Below are 23036 nucleotides of genomic sequence, written 5' to 3' on the forward strand. Positions count from 1 at the left end.
CCACTCGATCGCATACGTTCCACGTTGCATTTGCAGCGCGGTTCCACCGTCATGATGCGACATTTTTGTCCTCGTGCGCCGAGGACTCACGATCCTCACTCCCCAGCGTGAGGATCGTTATACAGAAATTTGAATATCATTCCAGAAAATAATTTGATTTTAATTTTGGAGGGAATTCATCAAGCCCAGTGTCGCGGCCAGCGCCTGAGCCGCTCTTTCACGCGGCGCCAGCCGCGCGTTAAATTCTTCGGAGGCGATTTCCACACTGATCGGCACATTCGCAGGCAAAGCCGCCAGAAATGCGCGCAGATCAATACCGCCCTGTCCCGGAAACAGCCGCCCGCCGCGGGCAACCCGGATCAGTTCGCTATCGGTGTCGATGAATTCTTTTGGCGCATCGCATATTTGAAAATAATGAATACGCTCGGTCGGAATAGATGTGAGATCATCGACCTTGCCGCCAGTGCGGTCCCAATGCAGAGCGTCGGCAAGCACACCACCATTGGCTTGGCCGGCCTTTTCCACGATGGCCAAAGCCGCTTGTGCGTCCCGCACGCCAGTCCACGGCATGAATTCGAGATCAGCGGTCAAACCATAGCGGCCCGCAAGCTCGGCGAAACGCGCAAAAGTCTGGGTGAGCCGCGCTGGATCTGGATCATCACCAGCAACCAGAATATTTGCAGCGCCGAGCACTGCCGCACATTCCAGAAACGGCAGAAATTCCTCGACCTTTGTCTGCGCTTTCAAACGCACGATCTCGACATCCCCAATGCGAATGCCGGTATCGGACAAAGCTGACCGGGCCTCTCTCAGAACTGCCGGGTCGGTTAAAATGGGATAGGGTCCCTCACCGCTGGCGGCGGCTGGAAGCAAGCGCAGACCAACGCTGTCATAGCCAGTTTCCGCTGCGATGCGGATTGCTTCCGCAGGAGCGAGATCGGGAACGGTGAGGAATGCGAGTACGAAATGCCTGTTCATGTCGTTCACACCGCGCAAAGAAAATCGACCATCAGATCGCGTACTTCGACGAACATATCAGCGCCGGTGATTGTGCCGCAGCCGATTTCGCGCGCACGCGCCACAAGCGGGGAAATGGCCGGTTTGGTGATCACTTCTCCCACAAACATGTCGGATGCCAGCTTGTCGCCGTCAAAGGGAAGAGCATCGCCTTCCTTCATGCCCGCAGGCGTCGCATTGACAATAACATCAAATCCGGACGGGTCTGATGTGCCCACGCCAATTTTCGCCAGACCCAGAGAAGAAAGCTGTTCGATCAGGCTATCGCGGCGTGCCGCATCCATTTCATGGACCGCCAGTTCCGCGATACCCGACTGAACGAGCGCATAGGCGATTGCCCCACCTGCACCGCCAGCGCCCGCCAGCAAAACCTTTTTGCCTTCCAGCTGGCAGCCAGCCTTACGTAGCGCCGCAACATGGCCGATTCCGTCAAACATCGCGCCTTCCCAGCCTGTTGGGGTCCGTCGCAACGTGTTGACAGAGCCCAGAAACGCCGCCGTTTCGGAAAGACGATCCGCCATGCGCGTGGCTGCGATCTTGTGGGGAACGGTGACAATAATACCATCCAGATTCTGAAGCGCGCGGGCGCATTGCCAGAAACTGGCCAGATCTTCGGGCTTCACGTGGCCCGGTATGCAGATGGCGTTATGCCCCCGGGATTGAAGCATCTCGGTTACACCTTGCGGCGATTTTACCTGTGCGACGGGATCACCGATGACGAAGTGGAGACGCAGCGCGCCATTCAGCTCGGGGGCCATATTTCCTCCAATAATTGAATATAATTCAATTTTCGAATATCATGCCAGAAACAAGCGGTCGAGCGAAAAGCGCCGCTCCAGGTCATTATAAGATCGCTGGAAACGAGCTGTTCCAAAGAAATTGGAAAGGCCGAACGCCGTCACTTCCGCAAAACAATGATTGAAAAACAGAATGTGACATGTCAGTTTTAAATTGACATGTCAGTTTCGCAAATGCTACGTTCATATTATAGACTTTTTGTCCATAATGTGAACACAGGAGGAGCCGTGGTCGCGCAACCGCCCGGGGATATCGACCCCGAAACATTGCGTCGGATGCCCTATCAAAAGCCGCAGCCAGTAGAAATGCTGCCTGATTTGGTGGTGCCCAACGCCATTCCAACCGACGAACGTATCTGGGTTCCACAGTCCGAAAATGTCTGGTTCCGGCCATTGTGCCTCAACCGGTCAGCCGGTTACTGGATGAACCTGTTGAAGGTTCGCAAGTCTGGCGTGCTCAGCCGCCATCGTCATCCTGGCCCTGTCCACGCGCTGGTGCTTAAAGGCAGCTGGCGCTATCTGGAGCACGACTGGATCGCCACCGAGGGGTCCTATGCTTTCGAACCACCAGGCGAAATCCACACGCTGGTTGTCGATGAAGGTGTGGAAGAAATGATCACCTATTTCCAGGTTAATGGTTGCATGTATTACGTCGACCCCTGGGGCAACAATAACGGCTATGAAGATGTCTTCACGAAGATAGACATGTGCCGGAAACATTATGAAGAAATCGGCCTCGGCGCCGACTATGTCGATCAGTTTATCCGCTGATCGCAATCGGTTGCCGGATACAAAATAAGTCAAAAAGGCAGGTTTGAATCCTGCCTTTTTGCAGCACCAGTTGCACGCTCCCATTCTCCCAACCCCTCAAAGAGTTTTCACCATGACCTATGCCCCCGATCTGTTTTCAGGGAAACTGGCGCTCGTCACCGGAGCCACAACCGGCATTGGAGCCGGAATTGCGACCGGCCTTGCCAGGCTTGGCGCGCGTGTCGTCGCCGTTGGCCTCGGTAGCGACCAGTCAAAGCCGGAAGCAGGTCTCGATATCAGCTATCATGAACTGGATGTTTGCGATGCAAATGGCGTTCAGGCGCTGATTGACGGTCTCGACCGGCTCGACATGGTGGTCAATTGCGCAGGCGTCATCCGGCGGCATGAGGAACATGAACTCGACGTGTTTGAAAAAGTGCTCGCCATCAATCTTACCGGCACGATGCGCGTCTGCACGGCAGCGCGCAGCAAACTCGCGGAAGGCAAAGGCGCCATCGTCAACACCGCTTCCATGCTGTCCTTCTTCGGCGGCGGGCTTGTCCCCGCCTATAGCGCCAGCAAGGGCGGCGTGGCTCAGCTCACCAAATCGCTGGCTATCGCCTATGCTTCCGACGGCATCCGGGTGAATGCTGTTGCACCCGGCTGGATCGCCACGCCGTTGACACAGGCTTTACAGGACGACCCCACGCGTTCCGGGCCCATCCTCGACCGCACCCCGATGAAGCGCTGGGGCAAGCCAGAGGATATTGCTGGCGCTGTCGCGTTTCTTTGCAGCCCTGCGGCAGCTTTTGTCACCGGTATTGTCATGCCCGTCGATGGCGGCTACCTAATAGCCTAACCAAAGGCCGAAGGACCGCTGAAACAGGGAGAATAGATCCTGACAATGCAGGAAAAAGTACCCGGCACCGCCGCGTTCTCCCGTTTCATGCAGGTCTTGCAGGCTGTCAGCGATCAGGAACAACCGCTGACGACTGCCAGGCTTGCCACGGCGGTCGATTTGCCTCGCCCTACGGTTTATCGCATCGTTGCGGCGCTCAAGGCCGAAGGTATGCTGACGGAAGTTCGGGGATCGGGCTTGTTGTCGCTGGGCCCGCGGCTTATCAGCCTTGCCGCACGCAGCTGGGAGCGTTCGGATTTGAGACAAGCGGCGGAATTGCCGCTGGTGCGGCTGCGCGACGCCATCGATGAGACAATCCATCTGGCGATCCGCAACGGCAATGAAATGACCTATATCGACAAGCTGGAAAGCAACCGGACCGTCAGGATGATGTCCCGGGTGGGCACAAGGGTGCCGCTTCACTCCAGCGCGGTCGGGAAAGCCTGGCTTGCGGCGCTTGATCAGGCTGAAATTCAGGCAACACTCAATACGCTGCCCCTTCCCCAAAGAACGCGCCAAACGATTACCGGTCGCGACGATTTCACCCGTGAAATCGAGGCAACCCGTGAGCGCGGTTATTCGCTCGATCTGCAAGAAAACGAGGACGATATCTGCTGTTACGGTCGCGTTATCGTGGATCGCAACGGGCAGGTTCTGGGCTGCATCAGTGTCAGCATGCCGCGATATCGGTTCGAGGAAACCCCGGCGGAAGCAATCCTCAGAGCGATGGCGGATTGTGTCAGCGACATCGCCCGTCATTTTAATGAGTTTAACGGCTGACTCTCACGCAAACACAACGGAGACCGGGCTGCCGATCTCATAAGTTTCGCCAAGTGGCGAAAGCGCCCCGCTTGTCTGATCAATCTCGTAGACCGCGAGCGAATGACCTTCCTGATTGGCCGCAACCAGATAGCGCCCACTCGGGTCGATAGCGAAATCGCGCGGGGTTTCACCCCGGGTCGTGTACCAGCCAACAGCCTCCATTTCTCCACTTTCAGCATGAACTTTGAAAGCGACGATAGTATCGTGGCCGCGATTGGATGCGTAGACGAACCGTCCGTTCGGATGGACGCGGATCGCCGCGCAAGCCGATTCACCGGTAAAGACCGCGGGCAAGGTGGAGATTTCCTGGATCAGCCGGATTTCATCGTCGCCAAGGGCATATGCGCTAACCGAGCATCCCAGTTCATGCACAACGAAGAGCTTCGACCCATCGGTCGAAAGCGCCATATGCCGGGGCAGATATCCGCCTCTGGTTTTCACCACGCGATCGGGAGTTGTTGTAATCAAGCCTTCAGCAAGTGAATAACGCGCAATCTCATCCGTTCCTGCATCACAGATCAGAACGTGGTTGCCATCGGGAGTGACCGCTGCGCAGTGAACATGCGGTCCTTCCTGCCCGCTCTCGTTGGGACCCGTCCCACTGCGCTGAACATTGACAACCACCCCGGTCGGAACACCAGCGGCGTCGAGTTCGCAGGTTATGAAATTTCCGCTCAGATAGTTGGAAACGAAAAGCCTGTTTTCGGCTTTGTCCAGCGCAACGTGGCAAGGCCAGTCGCCCATCGCATCGACGCGACCGAGCATGCGCATATCGCCCGAGGCTTTATCGAAGCTGAGCGCTGCCGCCGCCGCGCCATCCTTGGCAGAAAGTTCCTCGACGGCATAAAGCGTCTTCTTATCGGCAGATAGCGTCAGATAAGTCGGGTTGCGAAGCCCCGCGAATTGCGAAACCGGTGTGATCCGACCGCTTTCGCTCGAAAGCCGAAGAACGCTGATCCCCTGCCCGCGCGCCTGCACATGGGGTAGCGAATCCGTATAGCTGCCAATGATCAGGGTGATTTCGTCCGGATTGATATTCTGTTCGGTCATGATTGGGGTCTCCTCCATTCATTGGGCGATGCGGGCGTAAAGATCGTCCTGCGGATGATAGCCGAGGAAGCGTTTGCCATTGTCGAGGCTCCAGTCTGAACCGGCATTCGCCGATACACCGTTAACCACAATGCCTGGATCGGGCCAAGTGTCGCTCGATGCGGTGACGCTGGTAAAGACAAGCTGTTCGAAATCGCCGTTGGATAACCACATATTGCGGAACCATCGTAATGTGCGCGCTTCCTCTGCGTCGGCGGCGCTAGTCGCGCTCTGCCCGCTGGGCGAGCCGGAGGTGCTGATATCGGCAGGGTCGTTGTCGCCGGGCAACGCCCAACCGACGCGCAACGACACAGCGCTCAGACGTCCCTTGGAACCAGCGGCAAGACCGGCGACGAAACGCTCACCCATGATCTTGGAGGAACCATACGCCGTCGAGTCGATATCCTTCGTGCCATCGTTCCAGCGGGTGCCCGGCGCTGGCGCCAGTTCCTCGCGGAGGGCACCCGGAGCCATGGTGGCGGCCAATTCGCCATCCTTGTATCCGCCCATCGCGTGATTGGACGAGCAGAAGACATAACGGGCGACGCCATGCTCAAGACAAGCGAGTCCGAGATTGACGGTCATGTCGAATGACGCAGCCGCTTCGGACCATGTGGAGTCCGGCACGGGGTTTTTTGCGGCAAAATGAACAACTGCATCCACACCCTCAAGGTGTTGACGCCAACTTCCGTTCGCATCCGTCAGATCGGCCACCACGATTTCGATCTTGTCGTTCTCCGGTTTCGGTGGCGTGCGATTGGGCGAATAGAAACCAATGACTTTCTCGCACCAGGGCGCTGCGGCCAGTGCTGCGACAGCCTTCGCGCCCAGATTTCCACCAGCGCCCGTCACAATAACCGTTTTTGCCGTGCTCAATTTGGCATCCTTCTCCATATGTCTCACTCCCTTTCCGTATCTTTGCGCCTTCAGCGCTTGAATTCTTCAAACAGGCTAAACGCAGTGTCTCGTCTCTTGCGGCACAGAATAATCGTGCAGCGGACGAAACCTCAGCGCATCCTTGTTGAGGGTCGCAATATCGGGGCATCCAAGAAGTCCCAGCCCGCGGTCCACCTCCGACGCCAGGATGCCGATGGCATGCTGCGCGCCAGCCTCACCGCCTGCGGCCAGACCATAAATCCCCGCGCGGCCGATTAGCACAAGATCAGCTCCCAGAGCCTTGGCCTTGAGAATATCGGTGCCGCGCCGGAAGCCGCCGTCCAGCATGATAGCAAGCTTGCCTTTCAGCTCGGCGGCAATTTCCGGAAGCACTTCCAGAGCCGATACCGCACCGTCAAGCTGACGTCCGCCGTGGTTGGAAATCACGATCCCATCGGCGCCGCAATCGAGTGCCAGCCTTGCATCCGCTCCCGTCGAGACGCCTTTCACGATGAGTTTTCCCGGCCACAGATCGCGCAGCCAACGAATGTCGCTCCAGTTGAGAGATGGATCAAGCTCGCGACCCAAAACCGCCGATGCGCCCTTGGCAGAGTCCTGTCCCGGCGGCAGAAGATCGCCAAGGTTCTTGAAACGCGGCAAACCATGCGGGATCGGCACATCCAGCAACCAGCGCGGATGCAGAGCCGTGTCGATAAGGTTGCGCAGATTGAGCTTCATGGGGCGGCGAAAATTGCGAAGGTCCCATTCGCGATTGCCATAGACCGGAATATCCGTCGTGACCACAAGGCCTTGAAACCCGGCGGCCTTGGCGCGTTCAGCGACTTTGCGGACGAATTCGCGTGTCCGGTACATATAGACCTGCATCCACAAGGTGCCGCCTGCATGCTCGGCGATATCTTCCATCGAGGTATTTGAGACATTGCTGAGCGTGAACGGAATGCCAGACTTCGCAGCGGCGCGCGCAAGCTTCAGGTCGCCCTGATGCGTGAGCATTCCATTAAAGCCGGTTGGCCCGATCGCAAACGGGCTCGCGACACGCTGGCCGAAGAGCTCGACCGACTGGTTTCGACTGGTCACATCGACCAGCGTGCGCGGCAGAAAGCCGATCTGTTCGAAGACTTCCCGGTTGCGGCGCAACGTCACCTCGTCATCCGCTCCGCCTTCGACATATTCGAAGCAGAAATTCGGGGTTCGGCGGCGCGCGATCAAACGCAGTTCCTCGATGTTGCGGGCGCGTCTGAAATCCCAACCGGCGTAATATCGTCTTTTCATCAAATGCTCGCTGTCCGTTGCCGAATATGCCTATGCAAACAGAAATGTAACATGTCATTAATTGTATTAATGGCTCCGCACCTTCTGCCTGCGGAGCCACAATCTGGAAAATGCGTCAGCCGCTGTGATAGCCACCATCAACCGGCAATACGGCGCCGGTAACGAAAGCTGCCGCAGGTGACGCAAGGAAAAGCGTCGGCCCGACCAGATCATCCACCGTGCCCCACCGCTTCAGCGCCGAGCGCTGGGCGATCTTGTCCGCACTGCCCTCGACCTGCCAGAGGTCTTTCGTCATGTCGGTCTTGTGATAGCCCGGCGCGACTGCGTTGACGCGCACGCCGTCACGACCATATTTATGCGCCATGGCGCGGGTCAGACCGACGATACCCGCCTTGCTCGCGGTGTAGGCGGGCACGGTTTCATCGGCAAGATAGCTCAGCATCGAGGCCACATTGATGATATTGCCGCCGCTCGCCTTCAAGAGAGGATAAGCGCTGCGGGCAAGGCGCATGGCGCTCGACAGGTTGATATCGATCACATTCAGGAATGTATCTTCATCCCATTCCTTGTCCGGGCGGGAAATGCCCTGACAATTCACCAGAACATCCAGACATTCCAGTTTGGCAAAAAATGCATCAGCGGCTGGCGCATCGCGCACATCCAGACGCTGGAACGACAGCCGGTCAGTCGCAAACTGTGCGGCCTCTGCGATACGCTGTTCTGAACTGCCCGTCGCGATGACGGTCGCACCGGCTTCGGCAAAACCGCGCGCCATGGCAAGACCGATGCCGCTGGTGCCGCCGGAAACGATCACAACTTTGCCGTCAAATACCGGCTTTGCGAATGTGCTTACATCCATTTTGATTAACCTCCTCATTTGTCCTTGAAATCACGAAGCCAGTGCCCTGAGCGCCGAAACCACCATGTTGGCTGTAACGGGCATCGGCTCGTTGTGAATAATCTCGCCTTCGCGGGTGGCGCGCCTTGCGACGACGCTAAGTTTTTGTTCCGTCACCTCAGTTATGCCGATATCGGACAGGCGGGTGGGAAGGCGCACCGATTGACAAAAGCTGCGTACGCGCTCGAATTCTTCTGTTTCGCCAGCAATGAGCAGTCCCGCCAGCACGCCGATCGCGACCTTTTCGCCATGCAGATGATGGTGCACGTCATCCAGTTCGCAAAGGCCATGGTGAATGGCGTGGGCGGCTGCAACGCCGCCGGATTCAAAGCCAATGCCCGACAAAAGAATGTTGGCTTCAACGATGCGTTCCAGCGCCGGGCCCGTCTCGTTGCGGTCGCATTGCGCAAGTGCTTCTTCACCGAAGGCAAAGATTTCATCCCGGCATCTGGAGGCAATGGCAAAAGCCAGATTGGTGCCGGGCAGACCCATACAGTTCGCCGCACCACTTCGGCGGCAGGCCTCGGCCTCATAGAAGGTGGCAAGTGCATCGCCGATCCCCGCCGCCAGAAAACGGGAGGGAGCGCGCGCGATCAGCAGCGTATCGACAAGGACGAGATCAGGATTGCGCGGCAGGAACAGATCATAGGCAACCGTACCATCATCGCGATAAACCACGGCAAGCGCACTGCACGGCGCGTCGGACGCGGCAATTGTCGGCACGACGACAACCGGAAGGCCGAGCCGGTGAGCGACAGCCTTGGCCGTATCGAGCACCTTGCCACCGCCGATCCCGACGATCAGGTCTGAGGACGATGTGGCGGCCAGTTTCTGGACATGCTCCACTTCCGCTTCCGAACACTCGCCGCCATGTCTGACAGCCACCGGCTGCATGGCCTCGCCGAAGGCGGAACGCAGGCGCGGTTCCAGCTCCGCGAAAAGAAAACCGTCCAGAAGCGCTAAAGGTTTGACGCCAAGTTCGCGACTGTGCTGCCCCAGTTGCGCGAAGACATTGGGGCCCTGGATATAGCGGCCCGGAAAACGAATGCCACGGACGGAAGACAGGTTGCTCATGAAGCCCCTCCGATCCGCACCACGATTTTCCCAAGTACGTTACGCTCGCGCATGCTCTTGAGCGCATCGACCGCCTCGTCCAGCGAAATGACCTGTTCGATCATCGGGTCAATTTTCTTTTGCTGCAAAAGCGCCAGCATGGCGTCGCCCATCACGGCGAAGTCTCGCTGGGTGGGAACATGCCCGGCGGCATAGGCGCCGCCCAGCGCCACTTCATGGATGGAAGCGGCATAGGTATAGGGCGGAACCTCACGCAAAACCGGCATGGGATCGATGCAGAGCAGATGCCCGTTATAACGGATCAGATCTAGTGACTGCCGCGCATCGCCGGGATTGGCGACCTCCAGCATGATATCGGCTCCGTAACCATTGGTGAGCGCGTGCACGTGTTGCTTCAGATCTTTTGCATGGCGGTCCAGAACATGATCCGCACCAAGCGATCTTACGCGCGGTTCCTGATCCTTGCGCGCCAGTGCGATGACGGTCGCGCCTGTGGATTTGGCGATCTGCATGGCAAAGCCGCCCACGGCGCCGCTCGCGCCCTGAACAAGTACGGTCTGCCCTGCTTCCACGTGCGCCTTGCGCACCAATGCCTGATAGGCCGTCAGGCCGGCACAGGGCAGCGCCGCCGCAGACGTCGCCGCTATGTCGTCTGGCAATCGGGACAGGACGTGGCTGTCAGCCAGTGCAAATTCGGCCAAAACGCCCTGCCGGTTAAGGTCGCTGTGCCATAGGACGCGATCCCCCACGTTCCAGCCCGTCACGTCCGGTCCCAGACTGTCGATCACGCCTGCGCCATCAAGGCCAACCACATGCGCGCCGGTTCCTTGCCACCATGGCGCAAAGCCGGTCGCAAGTTTCCAGTCCACGGGATTGAGCGATGCCGCCTCAACGCGGACGCGGATCTGCCCTTTAGAAGGTTGTGGACGCGGAATCCGGCGCAGGCTGACACCCTCCATCTTCTCGTCCGGCGCATCGCAAACAACAGCCCACATCAATGGCTCGCCTGAAACATGTAACATGTTAGAAATTTCTGCACTGTGGTCGGGATTTGTCATGCCGTCACTCGTCCATCAGACCGGCGTAATAGACTTCGGAATAGCCGATGTGCTGGCGCAGGAGTTTGCGCACCGCTTCCACATCATTGGCTGCGATTGCATCGCGCAATCCCTTATGCTCGCTGAGCGAATGTTCGACATGCTGCGGTTGCTGGCTGAAACGTGTACGGAGCGCGGCAAAGCGACTATTGACCTTGCTGGTGAATGTTTCCTCCAGGAAAGGCGAACATGCACTTTCCACGAACAGAAGATGCAACCGCGTATCGAGCTTTTGATATTCATCAATTGCCCCGCGCCGGGCGCAATCGACCATCTCGTCGTAAATCTCGCCGACGCTGCGCTGCAAGACGCGCAGGCTGCGCTGCATGGCAAGCGAAATTGCCTCAAGTTCCAGCGCGGTGCGCAGCTCGGACAGAGCCTGAAGCTCCTGCGGCGTCGGCTTGAAAACAAAAGTTCCAGACTGCGCCCGGATTTCAATCAGCCCTTCTGCTTCAAGGCGGATATAGGCCGAACGGATTGGTGCCTTCGTGACCTGATAAAGTTCCGACAACTGGCCTTCCGAAATCTTCTCGCCCAGCGCAAATTCGTTGTTGACGATATCGGCGCGCAGTCGTTCCAGCACGATCTCGGATACCGGTTTCGGTCGGACGATTTTTGCAATCGTTTTCTTGGATCTCATATCATCCTGCCCGCTTGCTACCCATGGCACCGGTCACAGTACCGGCCATGGCTTCAACTGCCTTTGCCGCAATCACAAGTGTCGTCGAGTTGGTATTGCCACTGATGATGTTCGGCATTGCGGAAGTATCGCCGATTCGCAAGCCCTCGACACCCATCACTTTGAGATCGCTGGTGACAACCGCATTCGGATCGTCCTCGCGCCCCATTCGCGCTGTACCGACCGGATGATAAACGGTTTTGACGAATGCCCTTACATGTTTGGCCAGCTCTTCATCCGTATCCTTGCCGGTGCCCGGAAAGATTTCGCGGTCGACCATATGCTTGAGCGGCGCCGAATTCAGCACTCTGCGCGCCTGACGCAAGCCCGCGATAGACAGGCGCAGATCTTCCGAATCGGACAGATAATTCGGGTTCACCAGGGGCTGTTCGTCAGCCCTTCCAGAATTCAGCCGTACCGTTCCCCTGGACGCCGGACGCAACACACAGGAATTGATGGTGACGCCATAGCTCGGCTTCAGATCGGTTGTGCCCCGGTCGAGATAAACCGACGGAATACAGAACTGCTGTATCTTCGCGTCGTTGGAGAAATCATCCGGGTCGAAGAACGAACCGGCTTCCACCCCGTTCGATGTGACCGGACCGCTTTTGAACAGAAGATATTGCAGGCCATTGCGGATCTGGTTCCAGCCTTTATCCTGCCCGAAATAGCCGTATTTGCCGTTGCAGAAGGCAAGCACCGGCACCTCGGTGTGATCCTGAAGGTTTTCGCCGACGCCTGCGCGATCCAGCACAACATCGATGCCGTGCGCCTTCAGATGCTGCTGCGGACCGATGCCCGACAGCATCAGGATTTTCGGCGTGGCGATGGCCCCGGCGCAAAGCACCACTTCCTTTTGCGCCTCGATCTCGGTTACGGCATTGCCACGCGAGAATATTACGCTCTTTGCACGTCCGTTTTCGATGCGCACGCGATGAACGAGGCTGCCGCTTGATATATCGATAAGCCCCGTTTTCGTCGCCGGATAGAGGAAAGCATCGGCTGCCGAGCAGCGTCGACCATTATGCGTGTTGAGCTGAAAAAAGCCCGCTCCGGTCTGCTGACCGCGATTGAAGTCAGCCTTGAAGGGCAGGCCCGTGGCCTGCGCTGCCTGTACATATGCTCGCGACAACTCATTGACATGCAGCGGATCCGACACTTTCATCGGTCCTTCGCTGCCATGCAGATCGTCGTTGAAACGGTTATTGCCTTCAATGGCGCGGAAAAGGGGCAAGAGGCGCTCGTAACGCCAGCTCTCGTCACCGGTCGCCTCCACCCAGCGGTCGTAATCGGTGGATTGGCCACGGATATAAACCATCGCGTTGACCGAAGACCCGCCGCCAATGACGCGGCCGGATGGAATGACCGGTGTGCGTCCATTGAGCTGTTCCTGTCGTACCGACTGGAAAAACCACATATAGCGCGCAGCATTCAGCAGCTTCACATAACCTGCCGGCATCTGGATCAGCGGATTGCGATCCGATCCGCCTGCTTCGAGAACCAGAACACTTGCGCCCTGCTCGGCCATTTTAGCCGCGATATAGGAACCGGACGTGCCGCCACCGACGACGATATAATCATAAGCCTTGCGCGTCATTTGAACTGGTCTTCCTTTGCCGCATGAAACAGAAGCAGTTGCGACGGATCGATGGAAATCGTGATCGCCTCACCGCGTTCCACACGAATATCCGGCGCTGTAACGATGGATATGCGGGTCGCGCCGACATCGGCAAAGACAATGCTGTGATCCTGCAATTCCTCGGTAATGAAGGCTTTGGCTTTCAACTGGATCGGACCATGCGCGCCGAGTTTCAGGAAATGCGGTCGCACGGCGATCTGTCCCTGCGGCCCGACCTCTTGCAGACGCGGCAGCAGATGGTCCGGCAGATCGATATGATTGCCCTCCACATCCAGTGCACGGTTAGAGGCTGCCTTATAGGGGAGAAAATTGATCGGCGGCTCGCCGACAAATCCCGCCACAAAGGCATTTTTCGGGCGTTGATAAATCTCCGATGGGACGTCGAATTGCTGGATATTGCCGTTGCTCATCACCATGATGCGGTCGGCGAGCGCAAGAGCCTCTTCCTGATCATGGGTCACATAGATCATCGTATGGGCGAATTCCTGATGGATCGCCTTGATGAACCGCCGCATGCGATAACGCTGACGCGTATCGAGATGGCTGATAGGCTCGTCCAGCAAAAAGACCGACGGCTTTCTGACCAAGGCGCGCGCCAGTGAAACACGCTGCGCCTGCCCCGACGACAGACCGCCCGGACGCAACGAGAGCAAAGACTCCAGCTCCATCTTGGATGCGATGTCGCGCACACGCTTTTTTACCTCCGCATCGCTCATGCCGGATGCGCGCAGGGGAAAGGCGATGTTTTCGAAAACGGTAATCGGCGCATAGAGTGCGTAATTCTCAAAGCTCATGGCGACGTTGCGATCGCGAGCGCGCACATCGTTGACCTTTTTACCGTCGAAATAAATGGCGCCATCCGAGACAGTTTCAAGGCCAGCGATCATGCGCATGGTCGAGGACTTGCCGCAGCCGGAAGGCCCCAGAATAGCAACGAATTCACCGTCATTAATCTCAAAATTCAGCGGGTGCACGGCTTCCACGGTGCCGTATCGCTTGACGAGGTTTTCCGCTCTTATCGATGCCATCTGTCAGGCCCTTCCATCCAGAGCCTTTTCGCCCTGGAACAACTGAAACTTGCCGGGATCGATTGCAACGCCGACCCTGTCACCAGCGCGCACAGAGGTCGTTGTCGGCAGCGATATCGACACCTGATCCCCACCCACATTGACGACGGCAATATTCGCATAACCAAGATGCTCGACGACGCTGACCTGCCCTGCAATCGTGCCGGGCTTACCCGCTTCACCAAGCGAAACCGCTTCCGCCCGGAAGCCGGCCTTGAGATCATCCAGCTTGCTGAAGCAGCTGAAATGTTCATCGGAGACAATCTTTTCACCGGCCAGGCTTGTCAGTCCGACGCTCTTGCCTTCGCCTGTCACACGCACGGAAACGAAACTCATCGGGGGATCGCCAATGAAGGAGGCAACAAAAGCGTTTTCGGGCCTGTGGTAAAGCTCCGCAGGGGTTCCAACCTGTTCCAGCTTGCCCAGATTGAGCACCGCGATGCGGTCGCCGAGCGCCAATGCCTCACGACTGGAGGTGGTGGTGAACACCACGGTCGCATTGAGGTCTTGCGCAAGCGCCTTGAGTTCAGCCCGCATCTGGTGACGCAGCTTTGCGTCAAGGTGGCCGATGGGTTCGTCCAGAAGATAAATGTCGGCCGGGCGGATGATAGCGCGTCCCAAAGCCACGCGCTGACGCTGCCCGCCAGACAGGAAGCCCGGACGGCGATCGAGCAGATGGCCGATGCCGAGCATCCCCGAGACCCGCTTGACCCTGTCTTCGACTTCCGCACGCGACATCTTGCGCGCCTTGAGCGGAAAGGCGAGGTTTTCGCCGACGCTCAGATGCGAATAAAGCGCGTAATTTTCAAACGCCATCGCAGCATCGCGCCGTTCGGGCGGCAGCGGCAACAGGGAAACGCCGTCGCGCTGAATATCGCCCGATGTCGGCCTGGTGATGCCGCCCAAAAGGTTGAGCATCGTTGACTTTCCGGCACCTGCTGGACCGTAGAGAACGAAGAAGCTACGCTTTTGAATATCCAGATTGATCTTGCGCAGCGCAACCGTTCGCAAGCCGTAACGTTTATGGACGTTGACAAAACTATACATGGTCAGTCCACCTCTTTCATGAGGGCGGCGATTTCAGCTTCGGCCTGCGCGCGCTCCTTGCGGCAGCTTTGACGGGCGAAAATGAAGAAGCCAATGGCGAGTATGGCGGCGACGATATTCATGATCGTGACCGAAAACCCCCGGTCAGGAAAATGCGCTTCAAGAAAGCAGAGCCAGAAGAAGACAACGCCGATATAGATCATCACAGATTTGAAGCCCGCATCCCAGATTTGTGAGAAAGACATCGTTACCCCCTCACCGCGCCGAAGGTCAGTCCGCGGACCATATAGCGCTGCATCAAAAGGACGAAGAGAAGCATCGGCGCGACCGAGATCGTTGCCGCTGCGGCGACGGGACCCCAGAGAATGCCTTGCAGGGTGAAGAAGCTTTCAACGCCGACCGTCACCGTCGAGGCAAATTTGCGGGTGAGAATGTAGGCGAAGAGGAACTCGTTCCAGCAGAAGATCAAGGTGAAAACCGTGGTCACGGCAATGCCAGGTGCAGCCAGCGGTAAGGTCACCTTGCGCAGTACTTTCATGCGACTGAGACCGTCCATACGCGCCGACTGTTCCAGTTCACGCGGAATGTCCTGAAAGAAGCTGACCAGAAGCCAGATGGCGAACGGCAGATTGAACATCACATAGGACACGATCAATGCGCCATGCTGGTCGAGCCCCAAATGCATGAACTTGCCAAATCCGGTGCGCCCGATATCGCGGAAGATCAGAAAATAAGGCAGGATCACCGCAATGGCTGGCATCATCTTGGTGGACAGGATGAAGAACAGCACATGACCATCGCCAACATTATAACGGGCGAAACTATAAGCCGCGAGCGAGCCGACAACGATCACGATTGCAGTCGAGATCACCGAAATGATGAGCGTATTGCGCACATAGAAAAGGAACCCCTTGTCAAAGAGCGCATGCTGGTAGTTTTCCAGTGTCGGCGTGAAGAAAAACTGGGGTGGCGACACCATGATCGCCGATTCCGGCTTGAAGCTCGTCAGCAGCATCCAGAAAATCGGAAAGAAAAAGAACAGAAGTACGACAAGGATCGCCGCATAGCGCAGAATTTCTTTCAGTGGTGATGTCTTGTGTTGCAACATCTCATGCCTCCCCTGCACGATCGGTGAACTGCTTGAGCAAAGGCTTGAGCGCGAAGATTGACGCCACCAGCATCACGTAAAGAAAAAAGACAGCCATGGTCGAAGCATAGTCCATGCGGAAAAGCTTGAGGCCTGTGCGATAGAGATAGAAGGTCATGGTTTCCGTCGAGGTGCCAGGACCACCCTGCGTCAGCACCGCGACCGCATCATAGAGACGAACGCAATCAATGGTCCGCAGCACGAGAATCAGGAACAGAACCGGCTTGAGCAATGGAAAGGTCAGCGTGCGCAGGACGCGCCATGTGGATGCGCCGTCCAGTTCGGCAGCCTCGAAAGGTTCCTTGGGCAGCGCCTGAAGCCCGGCCAGCACGATCAGGGCCACAAAGGGCGTCCACTGCCAGACGTCAAAAATAATGACGGACCAGAGCGCGATATTGAAATCGCCGAGCCAATTGGGCTCCGGCAGACCGAACGCGCCCAGCACCCAGTTTACGACGCCGAACTGCGTATCATAAAGGTAGCGCCAGAACAGCCCCGTCACGGCAGCCGAAGTCGCCAGAGGCAGGATCATGATCGACCGGATGAGGCCCTTGCCATAGCTCGCCCCGTGGATGAGAAACGCAATCGCTATGCCGAGCGACATTTGCAGGCCGACCGATACGATGGTGAATTTCAGCGTGATCCAAACCGCAGCCCAGAAGGCCTGGTCGGCAAATATCGTGCGGAAATTGTCGAGTCCGACATAGTCTCCCAGCTTGCCGCGTGAGAGGTCGGCAAAACGGAAAGATACGTCCACCGCATAATAAAGCGGCAACAGCGCGAAGATAACGATGACCAGCATCGCGGGAACGATAAGCAGGACCGAGAATGCGCGGTCGGACGCCACCTTTGCAGGTGGAGCATGATAACTGTTCATGACAGGACCCGGACTGTTTCTGAGTAGGGGTACCGGAGCGGCCTGCGGGTGCCCTCAAGGCAAAAGCCGCTCCGATGTATATCAGACATTTCCGACGGGGCGCTCAACGCTTCCGCGAAATATGCCAACTGATCGGTCGGTCGGAACATGTCCCGACCCCGACCATATTTACTTGCCGATGGGGCAAGGACCACCGCAAATCTTCTCGACTTCAGTCGCAAGGCTTTCAGCCGCCTGCCGCGCGGTCAACTGACCGGCCGCCGCTGACTGCAACGGAATTTGCATCGTGTTGTAGATCTTGGCGCCAAATGGCGAGGAGACGAGATTGGACGCGAAACCGTTCATGCTCTCGAAGACCTTGGCCAGCGTTGCATATTCGCCATTGGTCTTGCGCGCTTCCGGCGTCTGGAATTTCGGATCGGTCAGGATCGACATGAGGGTGGTCGCACCGCCATAGGATGCAAACTTCGCCTGCGCTTCCGGTCCTCCGATATGGGCAATGAACTTCATTGCCATATCTGGATTTGCCGAACTCGACGAAACCGCCAGAAGGAAGCCGCCGACATAAGACATTTTACCCGGTGCCTCCGCGACGGCCATTTTCGCTCCGGGCACGCTTTCCTCGGTTTTGACCGCATTTGGCCATTGGTCGAGGAAGAAGTCATGCGTCATCGCAATCTGGCCGTCGCGCATCTGGTTCATGACACCGTCATAGGTGACGGTCAAAGCCGCGGGAGGCGCGAATTTCAGAAGTTCGATATAATCGGACAGGACCTTCTCGACGTCATCGACAGGAACCTTGCCCTCACTGTTCAGCCAGTCGGACTTCATGTCCCACAAAGGCGCCGATAACTCGTCCTGAATGTCGGGAAAACGACCGGCCATCAGACCGACACCGTAGAAGTCTTTTTTCAGAACTTCACCTTTCAGTTTTTCGCCCGCTTTGCGCGTGAAAAACTCGGCCATGTCGCGATGCTGCTTCCAGTCGGCAGGCTTCGCCAGCTCGTAGCCATATTTGGCTTTAAAGGCGGCCTGCTCCGCTGGATCTTCCCAAAGGTCGGCGCGATAGAAGAAGCCCGAGGAATAGGTATAATAAGGCAATCCCCACAGATCGTCCTTATAACGGATCGTCATATTGGCGAGAGTGGGGTGAATATCGTCGATGATGCTTTGCTTGTCTTTCAGAAAATCCGTCATCGGCAGAATGAAGCCGTTTTCTGCAAACTCCGCATATTCCGCGTTGTTGAGCGTCACGACATCATAAGCGCCGGTCTGCCCCACCATCTCGATAACCTGTTTGTTATAGAGCTGGGAATTGTCAATGTTGATGACATTGACCTTGGCGCATTCCTTTTCCTGAAAGTCATTGACGAGCTGCGCCATGGCGTCGGTGTAAAAGCCTGCAATCGTAGACCAGGTGATCTCGACGCGATCCGCGTCGGAACAGGCAGCAGAAGCCGGACTGGACAAGGCGACAAGACAGAGCGCGCTGGCGCCCAGAAGATAATTTCGCATGATTTCCTCCCATTTCCTAATTAGACATGTAACATGTCAGATTGAGAGTCAAGACGGTATTTTCGTGCTATTGCGGATTTGAAATCCTGCCCTGCATGGCGATCGCTGCAAGGTCAGGCGGCATGAAATCCCATGTCGCAGCTGGGGCCTGACAGAACTGCCGCGCCTCCTCCGCAGAATGAGGTGCACCTTTGCCGTCGGGAGATTAGCCGGCAAATCGATAATCACGGCGTTCTGCGCGCCGTAATTTATTCGCCACGGCGACTGGGTGCCGTTTCAAGGGCCTGTAAGTTGTCGACGGTTCTTATGAAATGACAGACCGAAGGCATCTTCGCCGCGTCGAGTCATTGACTTTTTTCAATTGTGACAGTTAAAAACGCTCAAAATTCCTTCAATGGACCATTCACAAGCGGCTATTTCGGCCGCTACATCGCGTTAGTAATCAAGAGTAAATCATGGCAAACGAAGATCTCGAAGCTCGGCACTTAGAGACCTTGGATCGAGATTTGGGCCGTTTCGCCAACCTCGAAACGGCAGCGAGTTACGTTTCACGTCCGCTCGTAGCGCCGGGCGTGGCGCTGGTATTTATCATCCTTGCAGGGCTTGGCGCGGCCATGCTGCTCGGTCAGACCAGCCAGACGCTGATTGTCGTCGCCGCGGCCGTTTTTGGCGCCTATATGGCCTTGAACATCGGCGCTAATGATGTGGCCAACAATATGGGCCCTGCCGTCGGTGCCAATGCGTTGAGCATGGGCGGCGCGATTGCGATTGCCGCCGTGTTTGAAAGTGCGGGTGCGCTCATCGCGGGGGCTGACGTCGTGTCCACCGTGGCGACGGGCATCATCGCGCCAGATACGCTCGCCACGCCCATGATGTTCATCTGGGCAATGATGGCGGCTTTGCTTGCCTCTGCCCTCTGGGTTAACCTCGCGACATGGATCGGCGCGCCTGTCTCGACTACTCATGCGGTTGTCGGCGGGGTCGTCGGAGCGGGTGTCGTCGCGGCAGGCCTCGGCGCAGTCAATTGGTCCCAGATGGCGGCCATCGCGGCAAGCTGGGTTATTTCGCCCGTGTTGGGCGCTATCATAGCGGCTGGTTTTCTTTGGCTGATCAAGGCCCGTATCGTCTATCGCGCGGATAAAATTGCTGCGGCTCGCGTCTGGGTGCCCATCCTTGTGGGGCTCATGGCGGGGACCTTTGCAACCTATCTGATCATGAAAGGACTGAAGCAGCTGATCGACGTGTCGATCGGGGTAGCCTTGATTATCGGATTGGCATTTGGCATCGGAAGCTGGATTGCCTTGATCCCGGTCATTCGCCGCCAGTCCCGGGGCCTCGAAAACCGTAACAAGTCGCTTAAAGTCCTGTTCAGCATTCCGTTGGTCGTTTCGGCTGCTTTGCTCAGCTTTGCCCACGGCGCGAATGATGTCGCCAATGCTGTCGGGCCACTCGCGGCAATTGTCCAGACATCGCTGACCGGTACGCTAACTGACGGCGTTGTAATACCACTCTGGGTCATGCTGATTGGAGCCTGCGGCATTTCCTTCGGCTTGTGTCTATTTGGTCCCAAACTCATTCGCATGGTTGGCAATCAGATCACAAAGCTGAACCCGATGAGGGCCTATTGCGTCTCACTCTCAGCCGCAATCACGGTCATTCTCGCCAGCTGGCTGGGGTTGCCCGTCAGCTCGACCCACATTGCCATCGGTGCGATCTTTGGGGTCGGCTTTTTCCGCGAATGGGACACAGAACGGCGGTTGAAGAAAGCACGCCAGGCTCTACCACTGAATTCTGTTCCCGTAGAAGAGCGTCGCCGTCGCAAGCTGGTTCGCCGTTCGCATGCACTGACCATTGCTGCCGCCTGGGTAGTGACTGTCCCCGCCGCCGCGATCCTCTCCGCCATCCTGTTTGCGCTGCTGAACCAAATCTCCGCTGGAGTCTCCTGACCAGACCAAAAAACTCTGTCTCCTTGACCCGCCGAGGACAGTAATCGCCGCTTAGCTCCAACACATGGAACCTCAGCTGGTCTGGCCGGTTATCCTTGATGCGTGCGAGGAGGAGAGTGGCAATTGAGCGATTTCGATCTTTACTACTGGCCAGTACCATTCCGCGGCCAGTTCATTCGAGGAATTCTGGCTTATGCTGAATGTTCCTGGGATGAACATGATTTCGGCGAGATTGAAGAAGTCATGCGCCTTGATGTCGAGGAGCAGCCGATCGCATTTATGGGCCCACCGGTGCTGATTGATCGTCCGCGCAATTTTGCGGTGTCACAAATGCCCGCGATCGCCATGTACCTCGGAGAAAGGCTGGAACTCCTGCCAACAACAATCGAAAAACGAGCACTGACAGCCAAGATTGTAAACGATGCGAACGACGTCATCGATGAACTGACGCTCGACGGCGGACGTGAAATGTGGACGCGTGAAAAATGGACCGAATTCGTTCCCCGACTACGCCAATGGCTCCGCATTTTTCAAGATACTGGCAAGCGAAACGGGCTTAAAGTCGATACAGGATTTATGCTTGGAACTGAAAAGCCCGGCATCGCCGACATAGTGACTTCTATCGTTTGGTCTACGATGGCCGACAGGTTCGCTATAATTGAGTCCATAATCAAAGATTCCTCACCGATGATATGGGGTCTTTCCAAGCGGATGCAGGAGATACCGTCGCTGGCTGCGCTGGATACCAAAAGCTTCAATGATTATGGCGATGCCTATTGCGGCGGAGAAATCGAGAAGTCGCTTCGGAAAGTCGCGACCTAGAGCGGTTCCGGTTCAAACGGAATCGGGGAACCACTCTATCTATTTGTTTTTACGCATTATCCCACATGCAGGCCCGGTGCTTCCTGTCCTGTGCTTTCGACATATTCGGTATAGCCGCCACCATATTGCTGAATGCCATCCGGTGTGAGTTCCAGCACGCGATTGGAAAGCGCCGCCAGAAAACGACGATCATGCGATACGAAAAGCATCGTGCCTTCATAAGATGAAAGCGCTTTGATAAGCATTTCCTTGGTGTCGAGATCCAGATGGTTCGTCGGCTCATCGAGTACGAGGAAGTTCGGCGGATCGAACAGCATCGCGGCCATGACCAGCCGCGCTTTTTCACCACCGGACAGCACCCGGCATTTCTTCTCAATATCATCCCCGGAGAAGCCGAAGCAGCCAGCTAGCGCGCGCAACGGAGCCTGCCCTGCCTTTGGAAAACGCTGCTCCAGCCATTCGAGAATAGTGCTGTCGCCGTCCAGAATATCCATCGCGTGCTGCGCAAAATAGCCAAGTTTTACGCTGGCGCCGAGATTCACAATGCCCTGATCTGGTTCCGCTGCACCTGCGACAAGCTTCAGCAGCGTCGATTTACCGGCGCCATTGACGCCCATGATGCACCAACGCTCACGGCGGCGAACCATGAAATCCAGCCCATCATAGATCGTGCGACTGCCGTACGTTTTGTTAACGCCCTTGAGACTGACCACGTCTTCTCCCGAACGCGGAGCGGGCGCGAATTCGAAAGCAACCGTCTGGCGCCGACGCGGTGGCTCCACGCGATCAATTTTTTCAAGCTTCTTCACACGGCTCTGCACCTGCGATGCATGAGAGGCGCGCGCCTTGAAACGTTCAATGAACTTGATTTCTTTGGCCAGCATTGCTTGCTGACGCTCGAACTGGGCCTGTTGCTGCTTTTCGTTCAGCGCACGCTGGCCTTCATAAAAGGCATAATCACCCGAATAGGAATTAAGCGAGCCGCCATCGATTTCAATAATCTTGGTGACGATGCGGTTCATGAATTCGCGATCATGCGATGTCATCAACAGCGCGCCATCGTAGTTCTTGAGAAAAGCTTCGAGCCAGATCAGGCTTTCAAGATCAAGATGGTTGCTTGGTTCGTCGAGCAGCATAACATCGGGCCGCATCAGCAAAATACGGGCAAGCGCCACGCGCATTTTCCAGCCGCCGGACAATTTGCCGACATCGCCGTCCATCATTTCCTGACTGAAACTCAACCCAGCCAGAACTTCACGCGCACGGCCATCCAACCCGTAGCCATCGAGTTCCTCATAGCGGGCCTGAACCTCGCCATAGCGCTCGATGATCGCATCCATCTCATCGAGCCGATCGGGATCGCACATGGCCGCTTCCAGTTCGCGCAGTTCCCCCGCAACGATGCTGACCGGCCCGGCGCCGTCCATGACTTCAGCGACAGCCGAACGTCCGCCCATTTCGCCGACATTCTGGTTAAAATAACCAATCGTCACGCCTTTTTCGACCGTGACCTGACCTTCATCCGGCAGTTCTTCACCGGTGATCATGCGGAAAAGCGTTGTCTTGCCAGCGCCATTTGGTCCGACAAGACCGATCTTTTCACCACGGTTCAATGCGGCGGAGGTTTCGATAAACAGAATGCGATGGCTATTCGACTTGCTGATATTGTCGATACGGATCATGAGT

At 56.8% G+C, this 23036-nt stretch carries 22 protein-coding genes; 5 read left to right on the forward strand and 17 right to left on the reverse strand.

The window, feature by feature from the left end:
- Window positions 1-159: 159 nt before the first annotated feature.
- Both QLQ11_RS20220 and QLQ11_RS20225 read right to left on the reverse strand, forming a co-directional pair.
- A complete protein-coding gene (locus tag QLQ11_RS20220) occupies window positions 160-978 on the reverse strand; it encodes a sugar phosphate isomerase/epimerase (protein ID WP_283735603.1) in 819 nt (272 codons plus the stop codon).
- Window positions 979-983: 5 nt separating this feature from the next.
- Window positions 984-1775, reverse strand: a complete 792-nt coding sequence (locus QLQ11_RS20225) for a shikimate dehydrogenase (protein WP_283735602.1) — start codon at window positions 1773-1775, stop codon at window positions 984-986.
- A gap of 315 nt (window positions 1776-2090) precedes the next feature.
- Between QLQ11_RS20225 and QLQ11_RS20230 the strand changes: the two genes are divergently transcribed.
- The 3 genes from QLQ11_RS20230 to QLQ11_RS20240 all read left to right on the forward strand — a co-directional run bounded on the left by QLQ11_RS20230 (window position 2091) and on the right by QLQ11_RS20240 (window position 4242).
- Complete coding sequence (locus QLQ11_RS20230) at window positions 2091-2585, forward strand: 2,4'-dihydroxyacetophenone dioxygenase family protein (RefSeq protein ID WP_121539079.1); 495 nt, start codon at window positions 2091-2093, stop codon at window positions 2583-2585.
- 112 nt (window positions 2586-2697) lie between these two features.
- Window positions 2698-3423, forward strand: a complete 726-nt coding sequence (locus QLQ11_RS20235; RefSeq protein WP_121539047.1) for an SDR family NAD(P)-dependent oxidoreductase — start codon at window positions 2698-2700, stop codon at window positions 3421-3423.
- A 45-nt stretch (window positions 3424-3468) separates the two neighbouring features.
- On the forward strand, window positions 3469-4242 hold the full coding sequence (locus tag QLQ11_RS20240; protein ID WP_283735601.1) for an IclR family transcriptional regulator: 774 nt from the start codon (window positions 3469-3471) through the stop codon (window positions 4240-4242).
- A gap of 3 nt (window positions 4243-4245) precedes the next feature.
- On the opposite strand, the gene QLQ11_RS20245 is transcribed toward QLQ11_RS20240, so the two are convergent.
- The 14 genes from QLQ11_RS20245 to QLQ11_RS20310 all read right to left on the reverse strand — a co-directional run bounded on the left by QLQ11_RS20245 (window position 4246) and on the right by QLQ11_RS20310 (window position 18582).
- Window positions 4246-5334 carry a lactonase family protein gene (locus tag QLQ11_RS20245; RefSeq protein WP_371836068.1) on the reverse strand — a complete coding sequence of 363 codons (1089 nt, stop codon included), beginning with the start codon at window positions 5332-5334 and terminating at the stop codon, window positions 4246-4248.
- A gap of 18 nt (window positions 5335-5352) precedes the next feature.
- The gene (locus QLQ11_RS20250; protein ID WP_283735599.1) at window positions 5353-6249 is read right to left on the reverse strand and encodes an NAD(P)-dependent oxidoreductase; all 897 of its coding nucleotides are present in this window, start codon (window positions 6247-6249) and stop codon (window positions 5353-5355) included.
- A 75-nt stretch (window positions 6250-6324) separates the two neighbouring features.
- On the reverse strand, window positions 6325-7542 hold the full coding sequence (locus QLQ11_RS20255) for an alpha-hydroxy acid oxidase (protein WP_124915793.1): 1218 nt from the start codon (window positions 7540-7542) through the stop codon (window positions 6325-6327).
- Between the two features lie 115 nt (window positions 7543-7657).
- Window positions 7658-8401 (reverse strand): SDR family NAD(P)-dependent oxidoreductase, encoded by a 744-nt coding sequence (locus QLQ11_RS20260; RefSeq protein WP_124915792.1) that lies wholly within the window; start codon window positions 8399-8401, stop codon window positions 7658-7660.
- Between the two features lie 30 nt (window positions 8402-8431).
- The gene (locus QLQ11_RS20265) at window positions 8432-9514 is read right to left on the reverse strand and encodes a glycerol dehydrogenase (RefSeq protein WP_371836069.1); all 1083 of its coding nucleotides are present in this window, start codon (window positions 9512-9514) and stop codon (window positions 8432-8434) included.
- The gene (locus QLQ11_RS20270) at window positions 9511-10509 is read right to left on the reverse strand and encodes a zinc-binding dehydrogenase (protein WP_171318091.1); all 999 of its coding nucleotides are present in this window, start codon (window positions 10507-10509) and stop codon (window positions 9511-9513) included. Before QLQ11_RS20270 ends, QLQ11_RS20265 begins: the two co-directional genes overlap by 4 nt.
- Window positions 10510-10576: 67 nt before the next feature.
- Entirely contained in the window at window positions 10577-11251 is a 675-nt protein-coding gene (locus tag QLQ11_RS20275; protein WP_171318090.1) for a GntR family transcriptional regulator, read from the reverse strand.
- Window position 11252: 1 nt separating this feature from the next.
- Window positions 11253-12887, reverse strand: coding sequence for a GMC family oxidoreductase (locus QLQ11_RS20280; protein ID WP_121539055.1), 1635 nt, complete (start codon window positions 12885-12887; stop codon window positions 11253-11255).
- A complete protein-coding gene (locus QLQ11_RS20285; protein WP_109365619.1) occupies window positions 12884-13957 on the reverse strand; it encodes an ABC transporter ATP-binding protein in 1074 nt (357 codons plus the stop codon). The genes QLQ11_RS20280 and QLQ11_RS20285 overlap by 4 nt, the downstream gene beginning before the upstream one ends.
- 3 nt (window positions 13958-13960) lie before the next feature.
- Window positions 13961-15043 carry an ABC transporter ATP-binding protein gene (locus QLQ11_RS20290; protein ID WP_283735598.1) on the reverse strand — a complete coding sequence of 361 codons (1083 nt, stop codon included), beginning with the start codon at window positions 15041-15043 and terminating at the stop codon, window positions 13961-13963.
- A 2-nt stretch (window positions 15044-15045) separates the two neighbouring features.
- Entirely contained in the window at window positions 15046-15288 is a 243-nt protein-coding gene (locus tag QLQ11_RS20295; protein WP_171318087.1) for a hypothetical protein, read from the reverse strand.
- 2 nt (window positions 15289-15290) lie between these two features.
- Window positions 15291-16151: a carbohydrate ABC transporter permease gene (locus tag QLQ11_RS20300; RefSeq protein WP_121539057.1), complete on the reverse strand. Its 861-nt coding sequence runs from the start codon at window positions 16149-16151 to the stop codon at window positions 15291-15293.
- A 1-nt stretch (window position 16152) separates the two neighbouring features.
- On the reverse strand, window positions 16153-17067 hold the full coding sequence (locus tag QLQ11_RS20305) for a carbohydrate ABC transporter permease (RefSeq protein WP_124915786.1): 915 nt from the start codon (window positions 17065-17067) through the stop codon (window positions 16153-16155).
- A gap of 168 nt (window positions 17068-17235) precedes the next feature.
- Window positions 17236-18582, reverse strand: coding sequence for an ABC transporter substrate-binding protein (locus QLQ11_RS20310; protein WP_124915785.1), 1347 nt, complete (start codon window positions 18580-18582; stop codon window positions 17236-17238).
- 455 nt (window positions 18583-19037) lie between these two features.
- On the opposite strand from QLQ11_RS20310, the gene QLQ11_RS20315 reads away from it, so the two are divergent.
- A complete protein-coding gene (locus tag QLQ11_RS20315; RefSeq protein ID WP_124915784.1) occupies window positions 19038-20528 on the forward strand; it encodes an inorganic phosphate transporter in 1491 nt (496 codons plus the stop codon).
- Window positions 20529-20651: 123 nt separating this feature from the next.
- A complete protein-coding gene (locus tag QLQ11_RS20320) occupies window positions 20652-21350 on the forward strand; it encodes a glutathione S-transferase (RefSeq protein ID WP_124915783.1) in 699 nt (232 codons plus the stop codon).
- Window positions 21351-21406: 56 nt separating this feature from the next.
- Here the strand turns inward: QLQ11_RS20320 and QLQ11_RS20325 are convergent, their stop codons facing one another.
- On the reverse strand, window positions 21407-23032 hold the full coding sequence (locus QLQ11_RS20325; protein WP_121539062.1) for an ABC-F family ATP-binding cassette domain-containing protein: 1626 nt from the start codon (window positions 23030-23032) through the stop codon (window positions 21407-21409).
- Between the last annotated feature and the right edge of the window lie 4 nt (window positions 23033-23036).

Origin of the sequence: Ochrobactrum sp. SSR (genome assembly GCF_030067775.1) — a bacterium.
Taxonomy (GTDB): Bacteria; Pseudomonadota; Alphaproteobacteria; order Rhizobiales; family Rhizobiaceae; genus Brucella; species Brucella teleogrylli.

Bases quoted from the DNA above. Each gene is read 5' to 3' on its own strand.
- QLQ11_RS20290 (WP_283735598.1), bottom strand. From the start codon at position 15,043: ATGTATAGTTTTGTCAACGTCCATAAACGTTACGGCTTGCGAACGGTT.
- QLQ11_RS20240 (WP_283735601.1), top strand. From the start codon at position 3,469: ATGCAGGAAAAAGTACCCGGCACCGCCGCGTTCTCCCGTTTCATGCAG.
- QLQ11_RS20285 (WP_109365619.1), bottom strand. From the start codon at position 13,957: ATGGCATCGATAAGAGCGGAAAACCTCGTCAAGCGATACGGCACCGTG.
- QLQ11_RS20235 (WP_121539047.1), top strand. From the start codon at position 2,698: ATGACCTATGCCCCCGATCTGTTTTCAGGGAAACTGGCGCTCGTCACC.
- QLQ11_RS20230 (WP_121539079.1), top strand. From the start codon at position 2,091: ATGCCCTATCAAAAGCCGCAGCCAGTAGAAATGCTGCCTGATTTGGTG.
- QLQ11_RS20270 (WP_171318091.1), bottom strand. From the start codon at position 10,509: ATGTGGGCTGTTGTTTGCGATGCGCCGGACGAGAAGATGGAGGGTGTC.
- QLQ11_RS20315 (WP_124915784.1), top strand. From the start codon at position 19,038: ATGGCAAACGAAGATCTCGAAGCTCGGCACTTAGAGACCTTGGATCGA.
- QLQ11_RS20220 (WP_283735603.1), bottom strand. From the start codon at position 978: ATGAACAGGCATTTCGTACTCGCATTCCTCACCGTTCCCGATCTCGCT.
- QLQ11_RS20275 (WP_171318090.1), bottom strand. From the start codon at position 11,251: ATGAGATCCAAGAAAACGATTGCAAAAATCGTCCGACCGAAACCGGTA.
- QLQ11_RS20325 (WP_121539062.1), bottom strand. From the start codon at position 23,032: ATGATCCGTATCGACAATATCAGCAAGTCGAATAGCCATCGCATTCTG.
- QLQ11_RS20295 (WP_171318087.1), bottom strand. From the start codon at position 15,288: ATGTCTTTCTCACAAATCTGGGATGCGGGCTTCAAATCTGTGATGATC.
- QLQ11_RS20305 (WP_124915786.1), bottom strand. From the start codon at position 17,067: ATGAACAGTTATCATGCTCCACCTGCAAAGGTGGCGTCCGACCGCGCA.
- QLQ11_RS20260 (WP_124915792.1), bottom strand. From the start codon at position 8,401: ATGGATGTAAGCACATTCGCAAAGCCGGTATTTGACGGCAAAGTTGTG.
- QLQ11_RS20300 (WP_121539057.1), bottom strand. From the start codon at position 16,151: ATGTTGCAACACAAGACATCACCACTGAAAGAAATTCTGCGCTATGCG.
- QLQ11_RS20245 (WP_371836068.1), bottom strand. From the start codon at position 5,334: ATGACCGAACAGAATATCAATCCGGACGAAATCACCCTGATCATTGGC.
- QLQ11_RS20225 (WP_283735602.1), bottom strand. From the start codon at position 1,775: ATGGCCCCCGAGCTGAATGGCGCGCTGCGTCTCCACTTCGTCATCGGT.
- QLQ11_RS20280 (WP_121539055.1), bottom strand. From the start codon at position 12,887: ATGACGCGCAAGGCTTATGATTATATCGTCGTCGGTGGCGGCACGTCC.
- QLQ11_RS20310 (WP_124915785.1), bottom strand. From the start codon at position 18,582: ATGCGAAATTATCTTCTGGGCGCCAGCGCGCTCTGTCTTGTCGCCTTG.
- QLQ11_RS20265 (WP_371836069.1), bottom strand. From the start codon at position 9,514: ATGAGCAACCTGTCTTCCGTCCGTGGCATTCGTTTTCCGGGCCGCTAT.
- QLQ11_RS20255 (WP_124915793.1), bottom strand. From the start codon at position 7,542: ATGAAAAGACGATATTACGCCGGTTGGGATTTCAGACGCGCCCGCAAC.